19 protein-coding genes are annotated in these 20,971 nt (G+C 70.9%); 7 read left to right on the top strand and 12 right to left on the bottom strand.

Features of this window, described 5'->3' with window-relative positions; translation table 11 throughout:
• Nucleotides 1-13: 13 nt before the first annotated feature.
• Both FNH24_RS13620 and FNH24_RS13615 read left to right on the top strand, forming a co-directional pair.
• Nucleotides 14-451, top strand: a complete 438-nt coding sequence (locus FNH24_RS13620) for a hypothetical protein (RefSeq protein WP_152362726.1) — start codon at nucleotides 14-16, stop codon at nucleotides 449-451.
• A 134-nt stretch (nucleotides 452-585) separates the two neighbouring features.
• Nucleotides 586-3,699, top strand: coding sequence for a family 78 glycoside hydrolase catalytic domain (locus FNH24_RS13615; protein WP_246186877.1), 3,114 nt, complete (start codon nucleotides 586-588; stop codon nucleotides 3,697-3,699).
• Between the two features lie 18 nt (nucleotides 3,700-3,717).
• On the opposite strand, the gene FNH24_RS13610 is transcribed toward FNH24_RS13615, so the two are convergent.
• The 6 genes from FNH24_RS13610 to FNH24_RS13585 all read right to left on the bottom strand — a co-directional run bounded on the left by FNH24_RS13610 (nucleotide 3,718) and on the right by FNH24_RS13585 (nucleotide 11,703).
• Nucleotides 3,718-4,119 (bottom strand): VOC family protein, encoded by a 402-nt coding sequence (locus FNH24_RS13610; protein WP_152362725.1) that lies wholly within the window; start codon nucleotides 4,117-4,119, stop codon nucleotides 3,718-3,720.
• A 12-nt stretch (nucleotides 4,120-4,131) separates the two neighbouring features.
• Complete coding sequence (locus FNH24_RS13605) at nucleotides 4,132-5,421, bottom strand: MFS transporter (RefSeq protein WP_217428208.1); 1,290 nt, start codon at nucleotides 5,419-5,421, stop codon at nucleotides 4,132-4,134.
• Between the two features lie 824 nt (nucleotides 5,422-6,245).
• Nucleotides 6,246-8,552, bottom strand: coding sequence for a [protein-PII] uridylyltransferase (locus FNH24_RS13600; protein ID WP_152362724.1), 2,307 nt, complete (start codon nucleotides 8,550-8,552; stop codon nucleotides 6,246-6,248).
• A 35-nt stretch (nucleotides 8,553-8,587) separates the two neighbouring features.
• The gene (locus tag FNH24_RS13595) at nucleotides 8,588-8,926 is read right to left on the bottom strand and encodes a P-II family nitrogen regulator (RefSeq protein WP_152362723.1); all 339 of its coding nucleotides are present in this window, start codon (nucleotides 8,924-8,926) and stop codon (nucleotides 8,588-8,590) included.
• Nucleotides 8,923-10,329: an ammonium transporter gene (locus FNH24_RS13590; protein ID WP_175047884.1), complete on the bottom strand. Its 1,407-nt coding sequence runs from the start codon at nucleotides 10,327-10,329 to the stop codon at nucleotides 8,923-8,925. Before FNH24_RS13590 ends, FNH24_RS13595 begins: the two co-directional genes overlap by 4 nt.
• Before the next feature lie 123 nt (nucleotides 10,330-10,452).
• Entirely contained in the window at nucleotides 10,453-11,703 is a 1,251-nt protein-coding gene (locus FNH24_RS13585) for an MFS transporter (protein ID WP_152362722.1), read from the bottom strand.
• A gap of 56 nt (nucleotides 11,704-11,759) precedes the next feature.
• Between FNH24_RS13585 and FNH24_RS13580 the strand changes: the two genes are divergently transcribed.
• Entirely contained in the window at nucleotides 11,760-12,284 is a 525-nt protein-coding gene (locus FNH24_RS13580; protein WP_152362721.1) for a MarR family winged helix-turn-helix transcriptional regulator, read from the top strand.
• Between the two features lie 45 nt (nucleotides 12,285-12,329).
• Here FNH24_RS13580 and FNH24_RS13575 read toward each other — a convergent pair whose 3' ends face one another.
• Together FNH24_RS13575 and galE are read right to left on the bottom strand one after the other, a co-directional pair.
• Nucleotides 12,330-12,956 (bottom strand): peptide deformylase, encoded by a 627-nt coding sequence (locus FNH24_RS13575; RefSeq protein WP_152362720.1) that lies wholly within the window; start codon nucleotides 12,954-12,956, stop codon nucleotides 12,330-12,332.
• 17 nt (nucleotides 12,957-12,973) lie between these two features.
• Entirely contained in the window at nucleotides 12,974-14,005 is a 1,032-nt protein-coding gene (gene galE / locus FNH24_RS13570) for a UDP-glucose 4-epimerase GalE (RefSeq protein WP_152362719.1), read from the bottom strand.
• Between the two features lie 70 nt (nucleotides 14,006-14,075).
• On the opposite strand from galE, the gene FNH24_RS13565 reads away from it, so the two are divergent.
• The 3 genes from FNH24_RS13565 to FNH24_RS13555 are packed head-to-tail and all read left to right on the top strand — an operon-like array spanning nucleotide 14,076 to nucleotide 15,711.
• Complete coding sequence (locus FNH24_RS13565) at nucleotides 14,076-14,711, top strand: SRPBCC family protein (protein ID WP_152362718.1); 636 nt, start codon at nucleotides 14,076-14,078, stop codon at nucleotides 14,709-14,711.
• Entirely contained in the window at nucleotides 14,708-15,337 is a 630-nt protein-coding gene (locus FNH24_RS13560) for an SRPBCC family protein (RefSeq protein ID WP_152362717.1), read from the top strand. The genes FNH24_RS13565 and FNH24_RS13560 overlap by 4 nt, the downstream gene beginning before the upstream one ends.
• Nucleotides 15,338-15,339: 2 nt before the next feature.
• Nucleotides 15,340-15,711 (top strand): ArsR/SmtB family transcription factor, encoded by a 372-nt coding sequence (locus FNH24_RS13555; protein WP_152362716.1) that lies wholly within the window; start codon nucleotides 15,340-15,342, stop codon nucleotides 15,709-15,711.
• A 22-nt stretch (nucleotides 15,712-15,733) separates the two neighbouring features.
• Here FNH24_RS13555 and FNH24_RS13550 read toward each other — a convergent pair whose 3' ends face one another.
• Nucleotides 15,734-16,123: a nuclear transport factor 2 family protein gene (locus tag FNH24_RS13550; RefSeq protein ID WP_152362715.1), complete on the bottom strand. Its 390-nt coding sequence runs from the start codon at nucleotides 16,121-16,123 to the stop codon at nucleotides 15,734-15,736.
• A gap of 637 nt (nucleotides 16,124-16,760) precedes the next feature.
• Between FNH24_RS13550 and FNH24_RS13545 the strand changes: the two genes are divergently transcribed.
• A complete protein-coding gene (locus FNH24_RS13545) occupies nucleotides 16,761-17,840 on the top strand; it encodes a helix-turn-helix transcriptional regulator (RefSeq protein ID WP_152362714.1) in 1,080 nt (359 codons plus the stop codon).
• A gap of 20 nt (nucleotides 17,841-17,860) precedes the next feature.
• Here the strand turns inward: FNH24_RS13545 and FNH24_RS13540 are convergent, their stop codons facing one another.
• From FNH24_RS13540 to FNH24_RS13530, 3 genes are read right to left on the bottom strand one after another with little or no spacing between them, the layout of a single operon-like run.
• Nucleotides 17,861-18,994, bottom strand: coding sequence for a DNA glycosylase AlkZ-like family protein (locus FNH24_RS13540; protein ID WP_161606128.1), 1,134 nt, complete (start codon nucleotides 18,992-18,994; stop codon nucleotides 17,861-17,863).
• A complete protein-coding gene (locus FNH24_RS13535) occupies nucleotides 18,975-19,715 on the bottom strand; it encodes an alpha/beta fold hydrolase (protein ID WP_152362712.1) in 741 nt (246 codons plus the stop codon). Before FNH24_RS13535 ends, FNH24_RS13540 begins: the two co-directional genes overlap by 20 nt.
• A gap of 9 nt (nucleotides 19,716-19,724) precedes the next feature.
• Complete coding sequence (locus FNH24_RS13530) at nucleotides 19,725-20,948, bottom strand: alpha-hydroxy-acid oxidizing protein (protein WP_246186876.1); 1,224 nt, start codon at nucleotides 20,946-20,948, stop codon at nucleotides 19,725-19,727.
• Nucleotides 20,949-20,971 lie beyond the last annotated feature (23 nt).

The raw sequence follows: 20,971 nt of genomic DNA, 5'->3' as shown, positions 1-20,971 counted from the left end.
ACGACCCGCTGCGTTGCGCTGGCTGGTTCTCGGGTCCGTCCTGAGCGGGATTCTGCTGATCGGGCTGCCGCTGCGGATGATCATCGACCGGGACGGCACGATGGCGGCGATCCAGCGCGACCAGCCCGGCCTGGACGGGCAGGCGCCGGGGATCGTCTTCGCGTTGGTGATCGCCTACACGGCGGTCCTGCATGCGATCGCCGTGGCGCTCCTGGTCTGGTTCACGATCAAGGTGCTGCGTGGCCGCGGGTGGGCGCGGATCGCCCTGACCGTCTATCTGGTCGCCGCCTCGATTCTCGGTCTCAACTCGGCAGGAAAGGGGATCGACTTCCTGCTGGTGGTGATCGGGGCGAACCTGGTCCACCTGATCATGCTCGGTCTGCTCTGGCTGCTTCCGTCGGTCCGTGCCTTCTTCGCCGAGCATCGGGCCGCCCGCCTGGTCCGGCGGTAGGGAGGTGGGACCTCTCCCTCGCCGGCCCGCGAGTGAGCTGTCCCGATGATCATGAGTCGGACCATGATCGATGTCACTACCGGCCGGGATCGGCGCTGGCTAGCGTTGCGAGCAACGGAACCAGGGAGTCCAGCGTGCGCAACGTCAGCCGACGAATCTTTCTCTCCGGAGTGGCGGGGGTCGCCACCACCACCGCCGTGGCGGCCGAGGCCGCCGCCGATGATCAACGATGGTCCGGGAAGGGGCTGCGGCCGTACCGGTTGACCACCGACCACCTGATCGATCCGCTCGGCATCGACGGGCTCGAGCCGCGGTTCGGCTGGCGGCTCGCCGGTCGGGGCCGGGATCGCCGGCAGAGTTCGTACCAGGTCCGGGTCGACACCGCGGCCAAGGGCCTGACCGGCGGCACGGATGACGTCGTCTGGGACAGCGGCCGGGTCGAGTCGGCCGATCAGCAGGCGATCCACTACGCGGGCCCGGCGCTGAACCCCCGGACCCGCTATTTCTGGACGGTCCGGGTCTGGGACGAGACGGCGACGCCGGGTCCCTGGGCCCGGACGGCGTGGTTCGAGACGGCGCTGCCCGCGGGCGAGGACTGGCCGGCCCGGTGGATCGGCAGCGGGATCGAGTTGCCGCTGCCGACCCGCACCCTGCCGCCGAGCCAGTTCGTCGACGACGAGGTCACCGGGAAGGTGCTCGGCCAGACCTTCCACACCGCGGGTCCGATCGTCGCGGTGGCGGGACTGTTCGTGAACCGGGGCGAGGCTCCGGCGAAGATCAACTTGCGGCTGCGGGCCGGCGGACCGGACGGTGATCAACTCGCGACGGCCACGGTGGCCGGCCCGGTCGGGGAGTCTGCCGCCCGGATCGACCTCGACCAGCCGCTGCCGTCCGGCGACTACTTCCTCGAGGCGACTTCGGACAGCCCGGGTCTCACCTGGTCCAGCGGCGACGGCGATGCAGACCCGGACCAGCCGCAGCCGGACTCCCCGTATCCGGAGGGTGACGCCTACGCCGACGGGGTGAAGCTGCCGGCGCGGGACCGGTGGCTGTACGCGTTGCCGCCGGACCCGCCGGCCGACCCGCTGCTCCGGACCACCTTCACCCTCCCGGCCCGGCCGAAGTCGGCCCGGCTCTACCTGATCGGCCTCGGCCACGGCCGGGCCTTGATCAACGGCGAGCGGGTGGACGACATCGCCCTGTCGCCGCCGGCCACCGATTTCGACCGCCGGCTGCTGCACACCAGCCACGACGTGACCCGGCTGTTGCGGAGCGGCGCCAATGCCCTCGGCGTCGCGCTCGGCCGCGGCTTCTTCGCCAGCCGGGCGGCCGACTCCGACGGCAGCAACCTCTACCCCTGGACCGGTGAGCCGCGGCTGCTGGCCCTGCTCGAGGTGACCCTGCCGGACGGCAGGACGATCACCGTCGGCAGCGGACCGGATTGGCGGCAGGCCGAGGGACCGGTCCGCTACGACGGCGTGTACACCGGCGAGACGTTCGACGCCCGGCGGGAGGCCGAGCTGGCCGGCTGGGCCGAGCCGGACTTCGATGATCAGGACTGGCCGGCGGCGGTGATCATGGACGACCCGGGTGGCCGGGTGCAGGCGTACCCGAACCAGCCGATCCGCGGCGAGTCGCCGATCCGTCCGGCCAAGATCACCGAGCTCGAGCCGGGCACCGTGCTGTACGACTTCGGCCAGGTGACCACCGGCCGGGTCCGGCTCCGCGGCCGGCTGCGTCGCGGCACCAAGATCACCATCCAGTACCACGAGAAGCTCGGTCCGCACGGCCGGATCGAGGTCGGACCGCCGGCCGGGGTGCTGAATCCGTCGATCACCGGCCGGCACCAGCGGGACGAGTATCTGGCCGGCGGCGGCCAGGTCGACTGGCAGCCCTGGTTCACCTACGAGGGATTCCGCTACGTCGAGGTCACCGGCGGGCCGGCGCTCGAGGTGGTCGCGGTGCCGGTGCGCAGCGATCTCGAACGGACGATGCGGTTGAAGCTCGACGAACCGGTGCTGCAGTGGATCGTCGACGCGACCGTCCGGACCAACCTGAACGGCCTGCACGGTCAGCCCGACATCGCACCGATGTACACGAAGCTCGGCTGGCTGGGGCAGCCGCGGCTGGCCAGCGCGACTCTGCTGAACGCGTTCGACAGCGCCGCTTGGCTGGAGAAGTGGCTGGACGACATCCGGGTGTCCCAGTCCGAGGCCGGTGGGTTGGCGATCATCGCTCCGCTCGGGCCGTTCGCCACGGACTTCCCGATCTCGCCTTCGGTCACCGGCAGCTATCCGCAGCTGGTCCGGCAGCACTGGCAGCACTATGGCGATCGCGGCCTCGTGACCCGGCACCTGCCTGCGGTCCGGCGTTACGCCGAGTGGCTGCTGGCCAGCCTCGAATCGGGCGACGGGCTGGCGATGGATGTCTTCGCCGACTGGTATCCGCCGGGGCAACCGCACGATCCGCGACCGCCGGAGGGCGGCTTCCTGATCGGCACCGCCTTCGTGATCGAGACCTTGCGCGACCTGGCCGTCCTGGCCGGCGTCGTCGGCGAGAATGCCGAGGCGGCCGACTGGCAGGCCCGGGCGGAGAAGTTGATCATCCGGTTCAACGAGGCCTTCCTCGACCGCAGGGCCGGGAGCTATCGGACCGCGGAGACCGACGAGTACCGCCAGGCCAGCAACGCCGTCCCGCTGTTCCTCGGGCTGGTCCCGCAGGAGTACGTGGAGCGGGTCGCGACCCGATTGGCGCAGGACGTCGAAGATCATGATCGGCACCTCAACACCGGCTCATTCGGCACCTGGGCGCTGCCGTACGCGCTGTCTGATCATGGTCACCCCGAGCTGGCGCTGGCCGTGCTCGGTCAGCGGACCTATCCCGGCTACGGCTTCTGGCGCAGCCGCGGCGGCACGACGCTGTGGGAGAACTGGGAGACGACGGCTCGCGGCCACAACGACTCGACCCTGTCCGGGCCGGTGCAGTGGCTGCTGGAACGCGTCGTCGGCCTGGAGCTGCTCGATCCGGCCTGGGCCCGGTTCCGGGTGGCGCCGCGGGCCCTCGGTGACCTGCCCGCCGCCTCGGTCGCGCTGGACACGGTGCGCGGCCGGATCGCCGTCGGCTGGCGCCGGCGGGGCCGGAAGTTGATCATGGATCTGGAGGTCCCGGTGAACGCCGTCGCCGAGGTCACCCTGCCGGGCGGCGAGCCGCTGCAGCTGGGCTCCGGCCGGCACCGCCTGGTCGGCTGAGCTAGTCGCTGTGTGGGCTCAGAGGCTGCGCGACGAGAGAACGCAGAACTCGTTGCCCTCCGGGTCAGCGAGGACGGTCCAGGACGCCGAACTGTCCTGGCCGACGTCGACCCGGACGGCGCCGAGCTGCTCGAGCCGGGTGATCTCGGCGTCCCGGTCCTGACCGGTGTGCGGCGCGAGGTCGAGGTGGATCCGGTTCTTGACCTGCTTCGGCTCGGCCACCCGGACGAACACCAGGCCGGGCGGGACGCGCTCCCACGGCATCGCGCGCACCTCCTCCTCGGTCACTCCGCCCGGCACGAGCACCACCTCGTCGTCGGCCTCGTACACCTTCTGCCAGCCGATCGCCTCCGCCCACCAGCCGCCCAGGGCCCGGGGGTCGGGGGTGTCGATCACCGAGCTGTACCAGCGCAGCACCATCGTCGTCTCCTCTCAGCCTGACGTTTCGTCGGATCGTAGAGCCTCGGGCCGACGCTCCGTTGACCTCGTCAGCCGCAGATAGATGCCGGCGGCCGGGGCCATCAGCACCGCCGAACCGATCAGCGCGACCGGGATCGACGTCAGCGTGGCCAGACCGCCGAGCGGTGGGCCGCCGACGACCTGCCCGATCGCGTCGGCCTGCCCGTTCATCGACAGCACCGTGGCTCGGGATTTCGACTCCAGTTGCCGATTCAGCCAGGTCGCCTGGATCGGGTACGCGACGGAGCCGGCCGCGTTCCGTAGCCACAGGGCCGCCATCGCCAGCCAGAGCTGACCGGACAGCGCCAGCGTGAGCACGGCGGCGACCTGGAGGGCGGTCAGCACGGCCAGCACCACGCCGGGCCGCACGCCGCTGACCAGTCCGGGCGCGATCCGGTTGACGACGACGCTGCTGATCACCGAGATCAGCGAGCCGATCATGGCGAAGATCGCAAACCAGAGCGCCGGATCGGAAATGCCGAACACGGTCGGCAGCGTGAAAGCTTCCAGGATCCGGGCGACCCAGAGCCGGTCGATTGCCTCGCTGGACAGCCCGAACAGTAGGCTGATCACGAAGAACCAGCGGACCAGCGGCCGCCGCCGGACCTGGCCCAGGCCCTCCCGGAAGGTGGCGGCCAGACTGGACCAACCGGCCTTGGCCCGGGCGTCCGGATCGGGAGTGAAGTGCCGTTCGGGCATGATCACCAGCAGCACCGCGGTCAAGATCAGAAAGCCGACGCCGCCGGCGATGATCGGCAGCTGCAGCGTGACCAGGCCGAGGGCACCGGCCAGCGCGGTGCCGGCGAAGGTCAGGGCGAGGCTCAACTGATGCCCCCGGGTGAGCACCGGCTGCACCGCGTCGACCCCGACCTCGTCGGTGATCCAGGCCTGATTGGCGCCGGAGATGAAGGTCCAGCCGATGCCCCAGATCACCTGGGCGGCCAGGATGGCCCAGAAGTTCGGCACCGCGCCCTGGAGCAGGATCGCGGCGCCGATCACCGGCAGCCCGATCAACACCGAAAGCCGGCGGGAGTAGCGGTCGGCGATCACCCCGGTCGGGATCTCACCGACGAAGCAGGCGATCTCCATCGCCGTGCCGACGATGACCAGCTGGAACGGCGTCAGCCCGACCACCTGGACCTGATAGACCATCACCAGGGTGAACGCGAGCGCATGGCACCCGGCGAACCCGGCGTCGAAAAGGTAGTAGGCCCGGGCCGGATCCGCGGGGCGGCGCAGCCGGCGCACGAGGGTGATCAACATCGAGAACTCCTGAGCGTGACGAAGACCCGCGAAGGGTCGCTGAGAGAGGCCCGGCGGCATTCGCCGCTGGCCGGTCGTCTCGCCTGCCGCCACGGACCAGGGTCCCTGGGCAAGCCGCTCAGTAAGGGCTGCGCATGGGCAGAACGTACCAACGTCGACGGCGTCCGCGCATCGCGATTTCTGCCCGGGTCGTTCTTCTGCGAACTTGGGCCTGCTCGGTGGGGCACGCGGCTCAGGTGGTGATCATGACGGCCGCGCGCGTTACGTTCTGGAGCCGGCCGGGATTCTTGGCAGCAATGAGGGGGATCTGAATGCCTGGTCGCCCTCGGCCCGCCCCGTTGCGTTCCCAAGTTCGCACGGGCGCGTCACGCTGAGCTCCGCCGGGGGCAGGGACTCAGCGACTGGACTCTTTGGCCACCCTCCGGCCCTCGGGCAGGTGGCCAAGTCGTCCACTCGGAGAGTCCGACACCCCGATCGTTCCCGCGGGAACGCTCCGGACTCACAAAACGGACACCCCTCGGGTCGGCCGGCGACGCCTCGCGCCGAGAGTTGACTCAACGACGCGCGTTCGACGAACCGAGGTCGATAGCGTCACTCTCGGCGACGCCAGACTGGGACCGGGCCGACCAGACGTGACCGCCTCCGAATCCTGCGCTCCTTTGCTGCCCAGAGGGTCTCCGCCCACGGACATGACGCGCGACACCCGGCCTGATCACCGGTCACTCGCGTACGACGGGACTCCCCGCGAAGATGCCGGTCAACTTGGCCGCGTAGTCGCGGCCAAGTTGACCAGTTAACACCGGAAGCGACGAGGCCTCCGGGGGTTAGTCCGGCCGGCCGGCCCCGCGGGCGGCGTCGGCGAGGGCGTCGGTGGCCGCGGCGACCCGATCGACGGAGGGGACGGTGCCGTCCGACTCGGTCAGATAGAAGCTGTCGATCGCCTGCCCGGCCAGGGTCGCGATGTGGGCGGAGCGGATGGAGAAGCCGGCGGCGGTGAGGGCGCGGCCGTAGGCGAAGAGGAGGCCGCGCCGGTCGTTGGCCCGGATCTCGATCACGGCGGCGGAATCGCTGGCGTCGGGGATCGCGGCCACCCAGGGCTCGGCGGAGGATGGTTGGGTCCGGTCCTCCCGCCGCCGGACGGCGTCCAGCACGCCGGGCTCGCCGCGGCCCAGCCGTTCCAACTGCTTGATCAGGTAGGCGGGGGCGGGCAGGTCGGCGGCCGTGGTCAGGTCGACCCGCCAGGTGTTCACGGCGATCTCGTCGATCGTGCTCAGCATCGCCGACCGGACCGCGATGCCGTGCGCCGCCAGCAGCCCGGCGGTGTCGCCGAACAGGCCCAGCCGATCTGGGCTGGCGATGATCAACTGCAGCCCGGCCGGGGTGCTGTCGACGACGATCCGGGCCCTGCCGTCCAGGGCGACCGAGCGGGCCAGGCCGAGGTCGACCAGTCCGTCGGTCCGGCCGGGCTCCGGCTCGCCGGCCAGCCGCTCCTCGGCCCGCTGGGTCAGGGCGTTGATCAACTTCGCTCGCCACGGCGACCAGGCGGCCGGTCCGGCCGCCCGGGCGTCCGCTTCGGTCAATGCCCGCAACATGCGTAGCACTTCGAGCCGGCCGTCCACGGCCTTGACCAGGGCGTCCATGGTCGCCGGGTCGGTGTGGTCGCGGCGGGTGGCCAACTCGGCCAGGGTCAGGTGCTCCCGGACCAAGAGTTCCACCAGCTCCGCGTCCGCCTCGGGGAAGCCCATCGCGGTCACGGCGGCCCGGGCGATCGGAGCTCCGACCCGTGGATGATCATGCTCCGCACCGGGCAGCTTGCCGATGTCGTGGAACAGGCAGCCGAGCAGCAGCAGATCGGGCCGTTCCACCGAGGTGAGGTGGCGGGAGGCTTCGGCCACCGCCTGCACCGAGTGCCGGTCGACCGTGTGCCGGTGCACCGGGTTGTGCTGCGGGCGTGCCCGGATCCCATCCCAGCAAGGGATCCAGCGTTGGATGCAGCCGGCGAGATCGAGCGCCTCCCAGACCGCGATCAACGGTTCGCCGGCGGCCAACAGCTCCAGCAGCGCCTCCCGGGCCTCGACCGGCCAGGGTTCGGGCAGCGGCGGGGCATGATCACCGAGGTTCTCGGCGGTGACCGGTGACAGCACCAGTCCGCGGGACGCGGCCAGGGCACCGGCCCGGAGGCCGAGCAGCGGCTCGGCGGGGGAGGTCGCCCGGGCCAGACCGACCTCGCCGAGATGGATGATCAGGCCGTGCGGAGCGGTGTCGAACTGCGGCCGGCGTTCCCGGCGGGCGAACGGGAATCGGCGCCGGGCCGGCAGCACCCCGCGGGCGGTCCGCACGGTCAGGTCGACGGCGTGCCCGATCCGCCGCGCGGCCAGGCTGACCTCGCGCCGCAGCTCGTCCTCGTCGTCGTAGCCCAGTCGCTCGGCGACGTCGGGCACCTCGCCGGCGACCAACCGGTCCAGTGCCCGGCCGGAGCTGACCTGGAGCGCGTCCCGGACGTCCAGCAGCCGCTGGTACGGCTCGCGCACCCCGGAATGGGGCTGGTCGGTGAGCCAGGTCGCCGCCAGCGCCCTGATCATGATCATGTCCCGCAGCCCGCCCCGGCATTCCTTCAGATCGGGCTCGAGCAGCGAGGCCGCGTCGCCGCTGCGCCGGTGCCGCTCGGCCAGCGACTCCAGCACCTCCGGCAGCCGGCGCCGGGCGTTCGACCGCCAGGCCGCCAGCAACCCGGACCGGGCCTGCTCCACCAGCGTGGCGGAGCCGGCGATCAGCCGCAGGTCGAGCAGGCCGACCGCGGCGGACAGTTCCCGGTGCGCCACGTCGGCACATTCGGCCGGGGTCCGGACCGAATGATCAAGCCGGAGGCCGGAGTCCCAGAGCGGATACCAGAGCCGTTCGGCGAGCGCGTCGATCATGGCCTGATCGGTGCCGTCGTGCAGCAGCACCAGATCGATGTCGGAGCGGGGCCCGAGCTCGTGCCGGGCCAGGCTGCCGACGGCGGCCAGCGCCACGCCGTCGCCGACACCGGTCGTGGCCGTCCCGTACAGCTCGACCAGGGCCCGCTCGACCAACCGGGTGATGGAACGCCGACGATCCGGCCCCGCCGTGGTTTCCCAGGAGGACCGGATCGCGACGCCGAGGCGCTCGGAGGTCAGGTCACGCTTCAGAGCGCGTCCAGCCCGCGCTCGCCCGTCCGGACTCGGACCACGTCCTCGACCGGAACGGACCAGACCTTGCCGTCACCGATGCGGCCGGTCCGAGCGCTCTTGACCAAGACGTCGATGATGTCACCGGCATCCTCGTCGTCCACGAGCACCTCAAGTCTCACCTTGGGCACCAGGTCGACGGTGTATTCCGCCCCCCGGTAGACCTCGGTGTGCCCCCGCTGGCGACCGAAGCCGCTCGCCTCACTGACCGTCATTCCCTCGATCCCGAAGGACTCGAGCGCTGCCTTCACTTCGTCCAGCATGTGGGGCTTGATGATCGCGGTGATCAACTTCATGCCGACACCTCCTCGGTGGCTTCCTTGCTACGGGCGGCGGGCTCGGCCGGCGCCGGATCGGCCGACCGGGTGTTGCCGCTGGCGGCCAGCGCACCCCGACGCCCACCGCCCAGGGTGCCGAGATCGTACGCGGTCTCGGCGTGTTCGCTGTTGTCGACACCGTCCAGTTCGCTGTCCTTGTCGACCCGGAAGCCGATCGTCTTCTGCAGGATCAACCCGATCAGGTACGTCAGCACGAAGCTGACCACCGCGACCACGACGGCCCCGACGACCTGGCGCCAGAGTTGATCAAGACCGCCGCCGTAGAAGAGACCATTGATGCCCTCCGGAAGATCTTCGGTGGGGGCTCCGGCCGGGGCCGCGTTGGTGAGGAAGAAGCCGATCGCGATGGTGCCCCACAAGCCGGCGACCAGGTGCACGCCGACCACGTCGAGCGAGTCGTCGTAGCCGAACTTGTATTTCAGGCCGACCGCGAGGGCACAGAGAGCGCCCGCGATCGCACCGATGATGATCGCGCCGATCGGCGAGACCGAGGAGCAGGCCGGGGTGATCGCGACCAGGCCGGCGACCACGCCGGAGGCGGCGCCGAGCGAGGTGGCCTTTCCGTCCCGGATCCGCTCCGTGAGCAGCCAGCCGAGGGTGGCGGCGCCGGTGGCGACCAGGGTGTTGACCCAGACCACGGAGGCCGTGTTGTCGGCGGCGACGGCCGAGCCGGCGTTGAAGCCGAACCAGCCGAACCAGAGCAGGCCGGCGCCGATCATCACCAGGGTCAGGTTGTGCGGCCGGATCGGCTCCCGGCCGAAGCCGATCCGCTTGCCCAGCACCAGGGCCAGGGCCAGCCCGGCGGCGCCGGCGTTGATGTGCACCGCGGTGCCGCCGGCGAAGTCGATCGCGCCGAGGGTGTTGGCGATCCAGCCGCCGACCACGGAGCCGTCGTCGGAGGTGAACGCGAAGACCCAGTGGGCGATCGGGAAGTAGACCACGGTGACCCAGATGCCGACGAAGATCATCCAGGTGCCGAACCGGGCCCGGTCGGCGATCGCGCCGGAGATCAGGGCGACGGTGATGATCGCGAAGACCGCCTGGAAGGCGACGAAGGCCATCGCCGGGTAGGTCGCGTCGGGGTCCTCGGCCATCAGGCCGTTGAGTCCGAGGTATTCGATCGGGTTGCCGAGCAGGCCGAGTCCGACGTCGTTGCCGAACGACATGGAGTAGCCGTACAGCACCCAGAGGACGGAGATCAGCGCCAGCGCCCCGAAGCTCATCATCATCATGTTCAGCACGCTCTTCGCGCGGACCATGCCGCCGTAGAAGAGGGCCAGGCCCGGTGTCATCAACAACACCAGGGCGGCGGACGTGAGAATCCAGGCGGTGTCGCCCGAATTCAGTTCGAGTGGAGTCATGGAGATTTCCTTCGGTGAAAGGCTGGAAAGTCCTTCCTCCGAAGCCTGCTCAGCCGATATTGCGGCCGGCACGCGTCGCTGTTACGCGGTCGTGACAGATTCGACCGCAACGTGACGAACCGGTTACAGCCCGGCCTCCTCGACCTGCGGCTCCGCCAGCCGCCGGAGCCGGCGGACCGAGGGCACCAGCAGGGCGGCGAGACAACTGACGAGGATGACCAGGCCGACGACCACCAGCCAGTTCCGGTAGCCGGTCTGGGTCGCGACCAGTCCGGTCAGCGCCAGCCCGACCGGCCGGGCGACGTACGACCCGACCTGGTCGAACGCGTACACCCGGGCCAGCTTGTCCTCGGCGACGTTCTGCTGGATCGACAGGTCCCAGCCGACGCTGAAGATCTCCAGGCCGAAGCCGTGGGCGAACGCGCCCAGCAGCAAGATCGTCAGGCCGGCGGGCGTCCCGGCGACCAACGCCATCGCCAACGGGAACGCCGCGGTCAGGCCGAGCAACACAACCCCGATCAGCAGCGGCCGGGCCGGCCGCCAGATCAGCGTGACCAGGCCGCCGACCACGAAGCCGATCATCATCGCGGCCAGGCTCCAGCCCCAGGCCTCCCGGCCCAGGGTGTCGCCGACGACGATCGGCCCGAGCACCGCCTGGGCACCGCCGAAGAACAGGTGATAGATCAACGCCTGCGCGATCAGCAGCCACAGCCAGGCATGCCGGAACACCTCGGCGGCCCCGTCCTTCATCCCGTGCAGCAGGGTTTCCCGCTCACTGCGGGTGATCACCGGTGTCCGGATCCGGAGGAAGCAGCCGGCCGCGATGATCAACACGAGAGCATCGATGGCGATCGCCCAGCCGGAGCCGAACCAGACCACCAGCATCCCGGCCAGCCCGGTGCCGAAGATCATTCCGGCGTTCTGACCGAGCCGCCGGGTGGCGATCGCACCGGATAGTTGGGCGGCGTCGACCGTCTGGCCGATCATCGCCCGGGAGCTGGGCCCGGACAGGGCGGCGGCGCAACCATTGATCACGCCCAGCGCGCCGAGCAGCACGATCGACGCCTGGCCGGTGATCAAGGTCGCCGCGGCCACCGCCTGGATCAGCCCGCTGGCCCCGATCGCGCTCGCGACCAGCCGATTGCGCCGGATCCGGTCGCCGAGCAGCCCGCCGAACAGGGAGGTGATCACGTCGGCCCCCGCATAGAGCCCGACCACCGCGCCGAGGTCGGTGGCCGAGCCGCCGAGGTCGAGCACGGCGAAGGCCAGGGCGACCGGTGCGATGCCTTGGCCGAAGTACTGCAACACAGTCCCGCCGAGGAGCCACCGGAACGGCCTGGACCGCAGGGAATCCAGCAGTCGGGTGGTCACCATCGCAAGATACTTCGCTAGCGAAATATCTGTCAACGAAAGATCAGTAGGCTGTGATCATGTCCGACGACCGCGCCGATCGGCACGTGCAGCGCTGGCGCAACCATTGGATCGACGTGCCGTTCGACGACGAGGTCGAGGCGGCGGCGGTGCGGCTGCACTGGATCGCCGAGCGGTTGACGGCGTACAAGGAGGAGGCCGCCGCCCGGGTCGGGCTCGAGCTCGCCGAATACGCCACGCTGCACACGCTGATGATCCGGGACACGCCCGGCCGGGCCTCGCCGACCCGCCTGGCCGAGGATCTCGGCATCTCGCCGGCCGGGATGACGGGGCGGCTGGCCAAGCTGGAGCGGGCCGGCTACGTGCAGCGTGTCCCCAGCGAGGCCGACCGGCGGCGGCTGGACGTCGAGGTCACCCGGGCCGGCGCGGCGATCTGGCGGGAAGCGATGGACCTCCGCGGGCGTCGCGAGGACGACATGGCCGACGCCCTCAACCGCAAGGAACTCGTCACCCTGAACCGGATGCTCAAGCGAATGCTCGCCCGCCTGGACCGGGATGCTGACCCGCCAGTCGACCCCAAATGACTAGTGCCCCTCGCAACGGATCCCTGGCGGGGGGGGGGGGGGGCACTAGAAGCCGAGGGCGGCGCGGGCGGGGGAGAGGTCGGTGCCGGCCCAGTGGGCGAGGTGGTTGTCCGCGGTGGTCAGGGAGCGGAGCTCGGCGCGGTCGAGGTAGAGGGTGCCGCCCAGATGGTCGGTCTCGTGCTGCACGATCCGGGCCTGCCAGCCGGTGAACTCCTGCACCCGAGGCGCGAGTTGATCATCGAGGTAGTCGAGCCGGACCCGGTTCGCGCGGGCGACGACGGCCCGGTAGCCGGGGACCGAGAGACAGCCCTCGTAGTGCTCGACCCGCTCGTCGTCCAGTGCGGTGTAGGCCGGGTTGATGATCACCTGGTACGCCAGCGGCCGCCGGTCGATCGCGGTCGTGACCTCCTCCGGCAGGTCGGCGTCGTCCTCGATCACCGCGATCCGCAACCCCAGGCCGAGCTGCGGCGCGGCCAGGCCGACGCCGGGGGCGGCCAGCATTGATTCGCGCATCGCCGCCAGCAGTTCGGCCAGCAGGCCGGCGGGCAGTTGGCCGGTGTAGTCGGCGGCGGATCGCCGCAGCACCGGCTCGCCGGCCTGGATTATCGGCACCGGTCGCGGCCCGGCCAGCAGCCGGGCGACCTGCGCGGTCAGCGCATCGTCCATGATCATGATCTCCGGGGTGGTGATCAGCGGCGGACGGGGGTGACCCGGCCGGTCCCGCTCGGGGCCACCTTCGGCTCACCGTGAGTCAGCTCCCAGGCCCCCCAGGCGGAGTCGGTCATTTCGGCCAGCGTGTGTCGCGCGGTCCAGCCGAGAGCGTCGCGGATCCGGGACACGTCGGCGACGACCTCGGGCGGATCGCCCGGCCGGCGCGGCGTGATCTCCGGATCGATCACGTAGCCGGAGGAGTTGCCGATCTCGGCCAGCACCTCCAGCACCGAGGAGCCGTGCCCGGTGCCGACGTTGAACAGGTCGTGCGGCCGCTCGTCGCGTTCCAGGTAGTCGAGGGCGGCGAGATGGGCGTCGGCCAGGTCGAGCACGTGCACGTAGTCGCGGATGCCGGTGCCGTCCGGGGTCGGGTAGTCGTTGCCGAACACCTTCGGCTGCTCACCGCTGGTCAGCGAGCGCAGGGCCAGCGGGATCAGGTTCAGCACGGTCGGGTCGCCGAGCTCCGGCCACCCGGTGCCGGCGACGTTGAAGTAGCGCAGCCCGACTCCGCGCAGCCCCCACGCGGCACCGGCCGCGCGCATCATCCATTCGCAGATGAGCTTGGTCTCCCCGTACGGGCTGATCGGCTGCGGCGCGATGCCCTCGGTGACCAGCTGGCCGGCCGGCACGTCGGCCTTGCCGTAGGTGGCGGCCGAGGAGGAGAACATCATCTTGTTCACGCCGGCGGCCTGCATGGCCTGCAGCAGGTAGCCGAAGCTGCCGACGTTCTGCTGGTAGTACCAGACCGGCCGCTCGACCGACTCGCCGACCTGCTTCTTGGCGGCGATGTGGATCACCGCGTCGATCGCGTACTCGGCGAGCACGTTCTCCAGCTTCTCCACCGACTCCGCGAGCGAGAGATCGAGGTGCACCAGTGCGGCGGTGCCGACGTTCTCGGCCACCCCGGTGCTCAGGTCGTCGACGACCACGACCGTGTCGTCCCGCTGCTGCAGCAGCCGCACCACGTGCGCACCGATGTATCCCGCCCCGCCTGTCACCAGAACCTTCATGCCTTGCACCCTATCCAGTTCTGATTTACCCTGACCTTATATAAGTCACGACTTAGAGAGAGGTACCTCGATGAACCCGTTGGAACTGGCCAAGGCGCTGACCCGGGAGGTGCGCACCGGGGAACGCGACGGGCAGCCGACCAAGATCGCGATCGCCCGCCGCAGCTACCCGGCCGAGCAGGCCGACGTCTGGGACGCCCTGACCAGCATCGAGCGGCTGCCGCGCTGGTTCCTGCCGGTCAGCGGTGAGCTGAAGATCGGCGGCCGGTACCAGTTCGAGGGCAACGCCGGCGGCACGGTCGAGACCTGCCGGCCACCGGAGTTGATCAAGTCGACCTGGGAGTTCGGCGACCAGGTGTCCTGGCTGGAGATCCGGCTCAGCCCGGAGGGGGACCGGACCGCGGTCGAGTTGATCCACGAGGCGCACGTCGATCCGGAGTTCGCCAAGCAGTACGGACCCGGAGCGGTCGGCGTCGGCTGGGACGGCGCATTCCTCGGTCTCGGGCTGCACCTGGAGTCGGGCGCGGACCGGCCGGACGACCTCGTGGCCTGGACCACGTCACCGGAGGGCCTGGAGTTCCACCGCTTCGCCTGCGATGACTGGGCTCGGGCCGACATCGAGGACGGCACCGATCCGGCCGAGGCGAAGGCGGCCGCTGACGCGACCTTCGCCTTCTACACCACGGTGCCGGTGGAGCAGGCATGAATCCGTTGCGGCTGATCGAGGCGGTCGAGCGCCGGGTGACCTCGGCCCGCCGCGACGGTGAGCCGACCAAGCGGGTGATCCTGCGCCGCCGCTATCCGGCCGAGATCACCGACGTCTGGCAGGCGTTGACCACCGCCGAGCGGCTGCCCCGCTGGTTCCTGCCGATCACCGGTGACCTGAAGGTCGGCGGCCGGTACCAGTTCGAGGGCAACGCCGGCGGCACGATCGAGACCTGCCGGCCGTACGAGTTGATCAAGGTCACCTGGGAATACGATGGCGGGATGTCCTGGGTCGAGGTCCGGCTCGCGGCCGAGGAAGATCGGCAGACCATGATCGAGATCGTTCACGAGGCACCGATCAATGATCATTGGCGGCAGTACGGGCCCGGCGCCGCCGGGGTCGGCTGGGACATCAGCCTGATCGCGCTCGACGAACACCTGGCCACCGGGGCGACGGTCGTCGAGGAGGAGTGGACCGGGACCGATGCGGCCCGACAGGCGCTGCGGTGGGCAAGCGCGGAGTGGGCCGACGCGGCGATCGCCGACGGCGAGGATCCTCAGCAGGCCAGGGATTCCGCCGACCGGACCGCCGTCGCCTACACCGCGGCACCCGAGCCTTCGGCCTGATCATGGCGATCTTCGAGACCCTGGCCGACCCGGTCCGGCGGCACCTGCTGGAGCTGCTGGCCCAGGGCGAGCGGACCTCCGGTGAGCTGGCCGCCTCGGCTCGGGACCGGTTCGGCATCTCCCAGCCGGCCACCTCACAGCACCTCAAGGTCCTTCGGGACACCGAGCTGGTGCTGGTCCGGGTCGACGGCCCGCGCCGGATCTACGCGGTGAACACGCCGGCCCTGGACGAGCTGCACGCCTGGCTGGCCCAGTTCCATGATCAGTTCGCCCAGCCGCTGGACGCCCTCGGCACCGAACTCGCCCGCGGCAAGCGGCAGCGGCGCCGCTCCGGCCCCGATCGCCGGCCGGGCGAGGCAGCCAAAGGCGCCTGAACCTCCCGGCCGGCCACGGGAACTAGGCGAAGAACCGGTCGAAGGCATCCTGATCTTCGGGGCGGAACCAGACCTCGGCCAGCTGGCCGTCCCGCACCCGGGCCAGCACGACCTGGAGCCCCTCGTAGGACCGGCCGGACCGGCGCATCCGCTGGATCATCACCGCCACGGCATGATCTTCACTGCCGAGGTCGTCGAGGATGACCATCTCGGGTGGCGCATCGAGCAGGGACAGCTCGTGCTGGAAGGCGGCGGCCAGGCCGTCGCGGCCGACGTGATCGCCCGCCACCGGGCTGTGGCCGGGGACGTGCATCACCACGTCCTCGGTGTGCAGGGCCAGAAAGCCGGGGAAGTCTCCGCCGAGCAGGGCCTCGTCGACCTTGCGCATCAGTAGCGCGTTGGGATGTTGCATCTGAAGTCGCCTCCATCGTCGTTGATGTGTCGGATCGATGCTACGAAGCGGGTCGAGGCCGCCGAAATCCCCAGTTCTGGGGGTAACGGGGCCGGGTCAGAGCTGGGCGGGCACGTGGACCGGTTGAGTCGGCCCGGCTCGGGGTCGGGATGGACGTCTTCGCGGCAGTTACTCGTGCTCCGCGCCCGCTACTGGTGTCGCGGAATGCGGGAAGGTGGGGCGAAGTGCCCTTGGGGTGGCGATCCTGGGTGTTCGAGACGTCGCCGCTCGGTGGGGCGTTGGCGGCTGCCGGATCGGCATCGGCGCGGTGATCTTCGCGGCAGTTACTCGTGCTCCGCGCCCGCTGTTGGTGTCGCGGAGTGCGGGAAGGTGGGGCGAAGGTCCTTGGGGTGGCGATCCTGGCCCGGGTCGGGACGTCGCCGCTCGGTGGCGCGTTGGCGAAGGGCTCGATTGGGGTCGGGTGTGCGGGAGGTCGCTGCTCGGTGGGCATTCGCGGCCGCCGGGTCGGCGTCGGCGCGGTCGTCTTCGCGGCAGTTACTCGTGCTCCGCGCCCGCTGTTGGTGTCGCGGAGCGCGAGAAGGTGGGGCGAAGTTGCGGTTGGTGCGCGAGGGGGAGATCCCAGGCCTATTCTGAGTTGATGGGGACGAGGGCGCTCCTGGAGCGTGGCGCCTGGAACATCGCCCATGCCGGGCACGATCTCGACACGACGTTCCAGCGCCTGGACGAGTTGCTGCGCCCGCACGTGCCGTACGCGATCGCGTCCTGGTCGACGCACGATCCGGCGACCGCCCTGTTCACCTCGTGCACGATGACCGGCATCGAGAAGAATCCGGAGGGCGAGGCGGCGCTGTTCCGGTGCGAGTTCACCGCCGGTGAGCCGGCGAGCTACCGGTCGCTGATCGGTCGTCGTCACCCGGCGGCGATCTTGAGCGAGGTCACCGGCGGCGATCTTGATCTTGCGTCGCGCTATCGCACCATCTTCCGGCCGGTCGGATTCACCGACGAGCTTCGGGCGGTGCTCTGGTCCGGCGATACGGCCTGGGGCAGCGCGACCCTGCTGCGCTTCTACGGCCGGTTCAGCGCCGAGGATGTCGAGACGGTCGGCTTGATCGCCCGGCATGCCGCCGACGGGATCCGGCTCGCGCTGCTGCGTGGTGCGGCGGCCCGGCCCGAGGCCGTGGCCGAGCCGCCCGGCATCTTCGCCGTGGATCCAACCGGACGCGTCACCGCGGTGACTTCGCCGGCGGAGCACTGGCTCGAGCTCGGCCGAGCCGAGTTGATCACGGCCGTGACGGCCGCGGCCGCGGCGATCCGGGCGCAGCCGGACTGGGCCGGTGCGAGCAGCCGGCTGCTGCTGGGTGACCATGCCGTCCTGGCGATTCACGCGGCGGCCATGAGCCGGGACTCGGACACGGTCGCCGTGATCGTCGAGCGGGCCCGGCCCGCCGAGGTCAGCGCGATGATCGTCGACGCCTACGGACTGACCCGCCGACAGCGCGACGTCCTCGGACAGCTTCTGCTCGGGCGCTCGATGACGCAGTTGGCGCACGCGCTCGGCATCTCCGAGCACACGGCCCAAGATCACCGCAAGGCGATCTATCGGCGTACGGGGGTCGGCAGCAGGTCCGAGCTGGCGGGCCGGCTGCAGTTCGAGCAGTACGACCCCCGGGTGTGGTCCGACGTGCCGCCGAGCCCGTACGGCGGATTCCTCGAGTAGCGGTCCCGACCGGTCGACCGTCAGGACGGCGGACGCACGCGGATCCCGGCGACCTGCAGATCGAGGGCCGTGGCGACCGCGGTGACGGTGTCGGCGAAGACGTCTTCCGGGCGGGTCGGTTCGCCGGGCAGCATGGTGATCTCGATCTCGGTCCGCCGGCCGCGGGCGATCGTCCGCCAGGTCGCGATCAGGCGTTGATCATGGAGCACGACGGGGGAGAACAGGCCGTTGGCCTTGCGCCAGATCACCGAGAGCTGTTCCTCGGTGCAGAAGCGGGTCCGCCGGTGGCCGTGGAAGCCGAGCAGCAGGCCGTCGAACTCGCCGAGCAGCCGATACTGCGGGTTCTCCTCGCCTCCGCGCGGCGGCTTGGCGACGTCGACCAGCGGCTCCCGTTCCGGTCCGGTGTGCCGGACCAGCCGGTCGCCGAGCGAGTCGATCGCGGTGTCGATCTTGGTCAGCCCGGTGCCGAAGAAGAAGGCCAGGTCGGTCCGGTGCACCGGACCGTAGGCGGTGCAGTGCCGGACGATCGACTCGGCCAGCGCCTGATCGGGATCGGGGCGTTCCTGATCACCGAGCACGGCCGAAGCCGTGCGGTGGAAGGTGTCGGTCCGCTTGTCCCAGGCCGCGTCCTTCGGCCGCCGGATCAGGCCGCTGTGGCCCCAGATCACGTTCCGCTGGCCGGTGTTGGACAGCTCGGTGAAGCCGGGCTCCCGCTCGGCCAGCCACCGCTCCAGGTGGGCGCACAGCTCGTCCCGCGGCCGCCAGGTGTCGCTGCAGAACGCCTCGATCTCGGTCTCCAGTTGCTCCGGCGTGACGGTGCTCAGGCCGAGCAGGTTGGTGATCACGTTGCCCCGGGCGCCGCGGGCCACCGCGTCCAAGATCGGGAACTGGCCGGCGACCGAGGTATGCACGGTGCCGCGCAGATTGGTGGTCTTGACCAGTTGGTAGGACTCGAAGGCGGCACACACCGTGTGGTAATCGGTGCCCGGGAGCCGGCTGGCGGCGGCTAGGAACGGCGCCCGAGGCACCTGGGACTGGATCGGTCCCAGTCGCAGGAAGAGCTCCCGGAGCTCCCTGCCCGGGGCCGCGTTCAGGCTGGGGAACTGACGCCGCAGCGTCAGCTCCACCAGCTGATCATGAGTCAGTCGGGCCATGGACGGTGGCTCGGCTGCGGGCCGGCACGGCCAGGAACTCGTCGACGGCACGGCAGAAGTCGGCGAAGCCATCCCGGTGGATGCCGTGCCCGGCCGGGATGGTGACGAAGCGGCCATCCGGGATCCGGGCCGCCACGTCGGCCTGGCCCTGCTGCGGCAGTGCGCTGGCCGGACCACCGGCCATGATCAACACCGGCGCGGTGAGGTCGCCCAGCCGGGCCCAGTTGGCCGGGTCGGGCTGGCGCAGCTCGGCCCGGATCTGGTTGATCACCGCGAAGTCGTACGGGGTCGGCTCGGCCGGTTGCTCCAGTGGCGGCCGGTCCAGCGGCACCGGCGGCGGTGCCTCCTCGACCACCAGCGCGTCGATCCGGTCCGGCCGGAGCTGCGCGGCGACCAGCGCGGCGAGCCCGCCCATCGAATGGCCGATCAGCGTGACCCGATCCAGGCCGAGCGCGTCGGCCAAGTGCCAGACGTCCTCGGCCAGCAACCGGAACGAGTACGTGTCGGCGCGGTCACTGGCACCATGGCCGCGTTGATCGACCGCGATCACGCGAAACCGATCGGCCAGGTGCTCGGCGACCCGATCCCACGTCGTGTGATCGCCGCCGATGCCGTGCAGCAGGATCGCCGCCGGCGCGGCGGGATCCCCGTGTTCGCGGACGTGCAGCCGTAACGGGCCCGCGGTCACCAGTCCGTCCCGCGTCCCTCCGTCCAGTGTCATGGGTCAACCCTAAGCATCACTGGCCGGTGCCGGTGATCCCGGTCGGGCCGTGATCGACTCCGGCCCGAGCTCGGACACCGCACGGTGACCGCTCAGGCCGAGGGTCAGGTCGAGGTCGGCGGCCAGGTTGTCGATCACCTCACGGACGCCGTCGGCACCGGCGAGCGCCAGCCCGTAGACGTACGGCCGTCCGATCAGCACCGCGGCCGCGCCGAGGGCGACCGCCTTGATCACATCGGCACCGGTCCGCACCCCGCTGTCCAGCAGGACCGGGATCCGGTCGTCCACCGCGGCCATGATCGCGGGCAGCGCGTCCAGGGTCGCGACCGCGCCGTCGACCTGCCGGCCGCCGTGGTTGGACACCACGATCCCGTCCATCCCGGCCTCGACGGCCCGGCGCGCGTCGTCGGGGTGCAGGATGCCCTTCAGCAGGATCGGCAGCCGGGTCAGGTCGCGCAGGAAACCAAGATCATCCCAGCTCAGCGACGGCCGGGAGAAGACGTCCAGGTAGGTCTGCACCGCGGCCCGGGGGACCGGTGACCGCAGGTTCGCCGGCAGTCGACCGGGATGGGCCCGGGCGATGTCGAACAGGGTGCGCAGCGCTGCCGGCGTCGGCCGCGGACTCTCATCCTCGACCGGGGTCGCCAGCCGCTCCTCGACCAACCGGCGGAAGACGGGGTCGGAGGTGTACTGGGCGATGCCCTGGCCACGGGCGAAGGGCAGGAAGGCGAGGTCGAGATCGCGTGGCCGCCAGCCGAGCATGGTGGTGTCCAGGGTGATCACGATCGCCTCGCAGCCGGCTCGCTCGGCCCGGGCGACGAAGCTCGCCGCCAGTTCCTGCGAGGCCGACCAGTAGAGCTGGAACCAGCGCGGCGCCGCGCCCATCGCGGCCGCGCAGTCCTCCAGCGGGACCGACGCCTGGCTGGAGAAGATCATCGGCACTTCGGCCGCAGCGGCGGCCCGGGCCACGGCCAGGTCGGCCGCCGGGTGCACGATCTCGAGCGCGCCGATGGGACCGAGCAAGAACGGCAGCCGGAGCCGGCGGCCGAACAGGGTGACGCCGAGGTCGCGGTCGGACACGTCGCGCAGCATCCGCGGCACCAGCCGGATCCGGTCGAACGCGTCGGCGTTGGCCCGCATCGTCGCCTCGGCGCCGGCGCCGCCGAGCACGTACGCGGCGGCGGTCCGGCTCATCGCCCGGCCGGCCCGCCGCTCCAGCCGCGCCGGCGCCACCGGGATCGTAGGAGGGTGGTGTC

It is taken from the genome of Microlunatus speluncae (genome assembly GCF_009299835.1).
GTDB lineage: Bacteria > Actinomycetota > Actinomycetes > Propionibacteriales > Propionibacteriaceae > Microlunatus > Microlunatus speluncae.
This window is presented reverse-complemented; position numbering and strand designations above follow the sequence as displayed.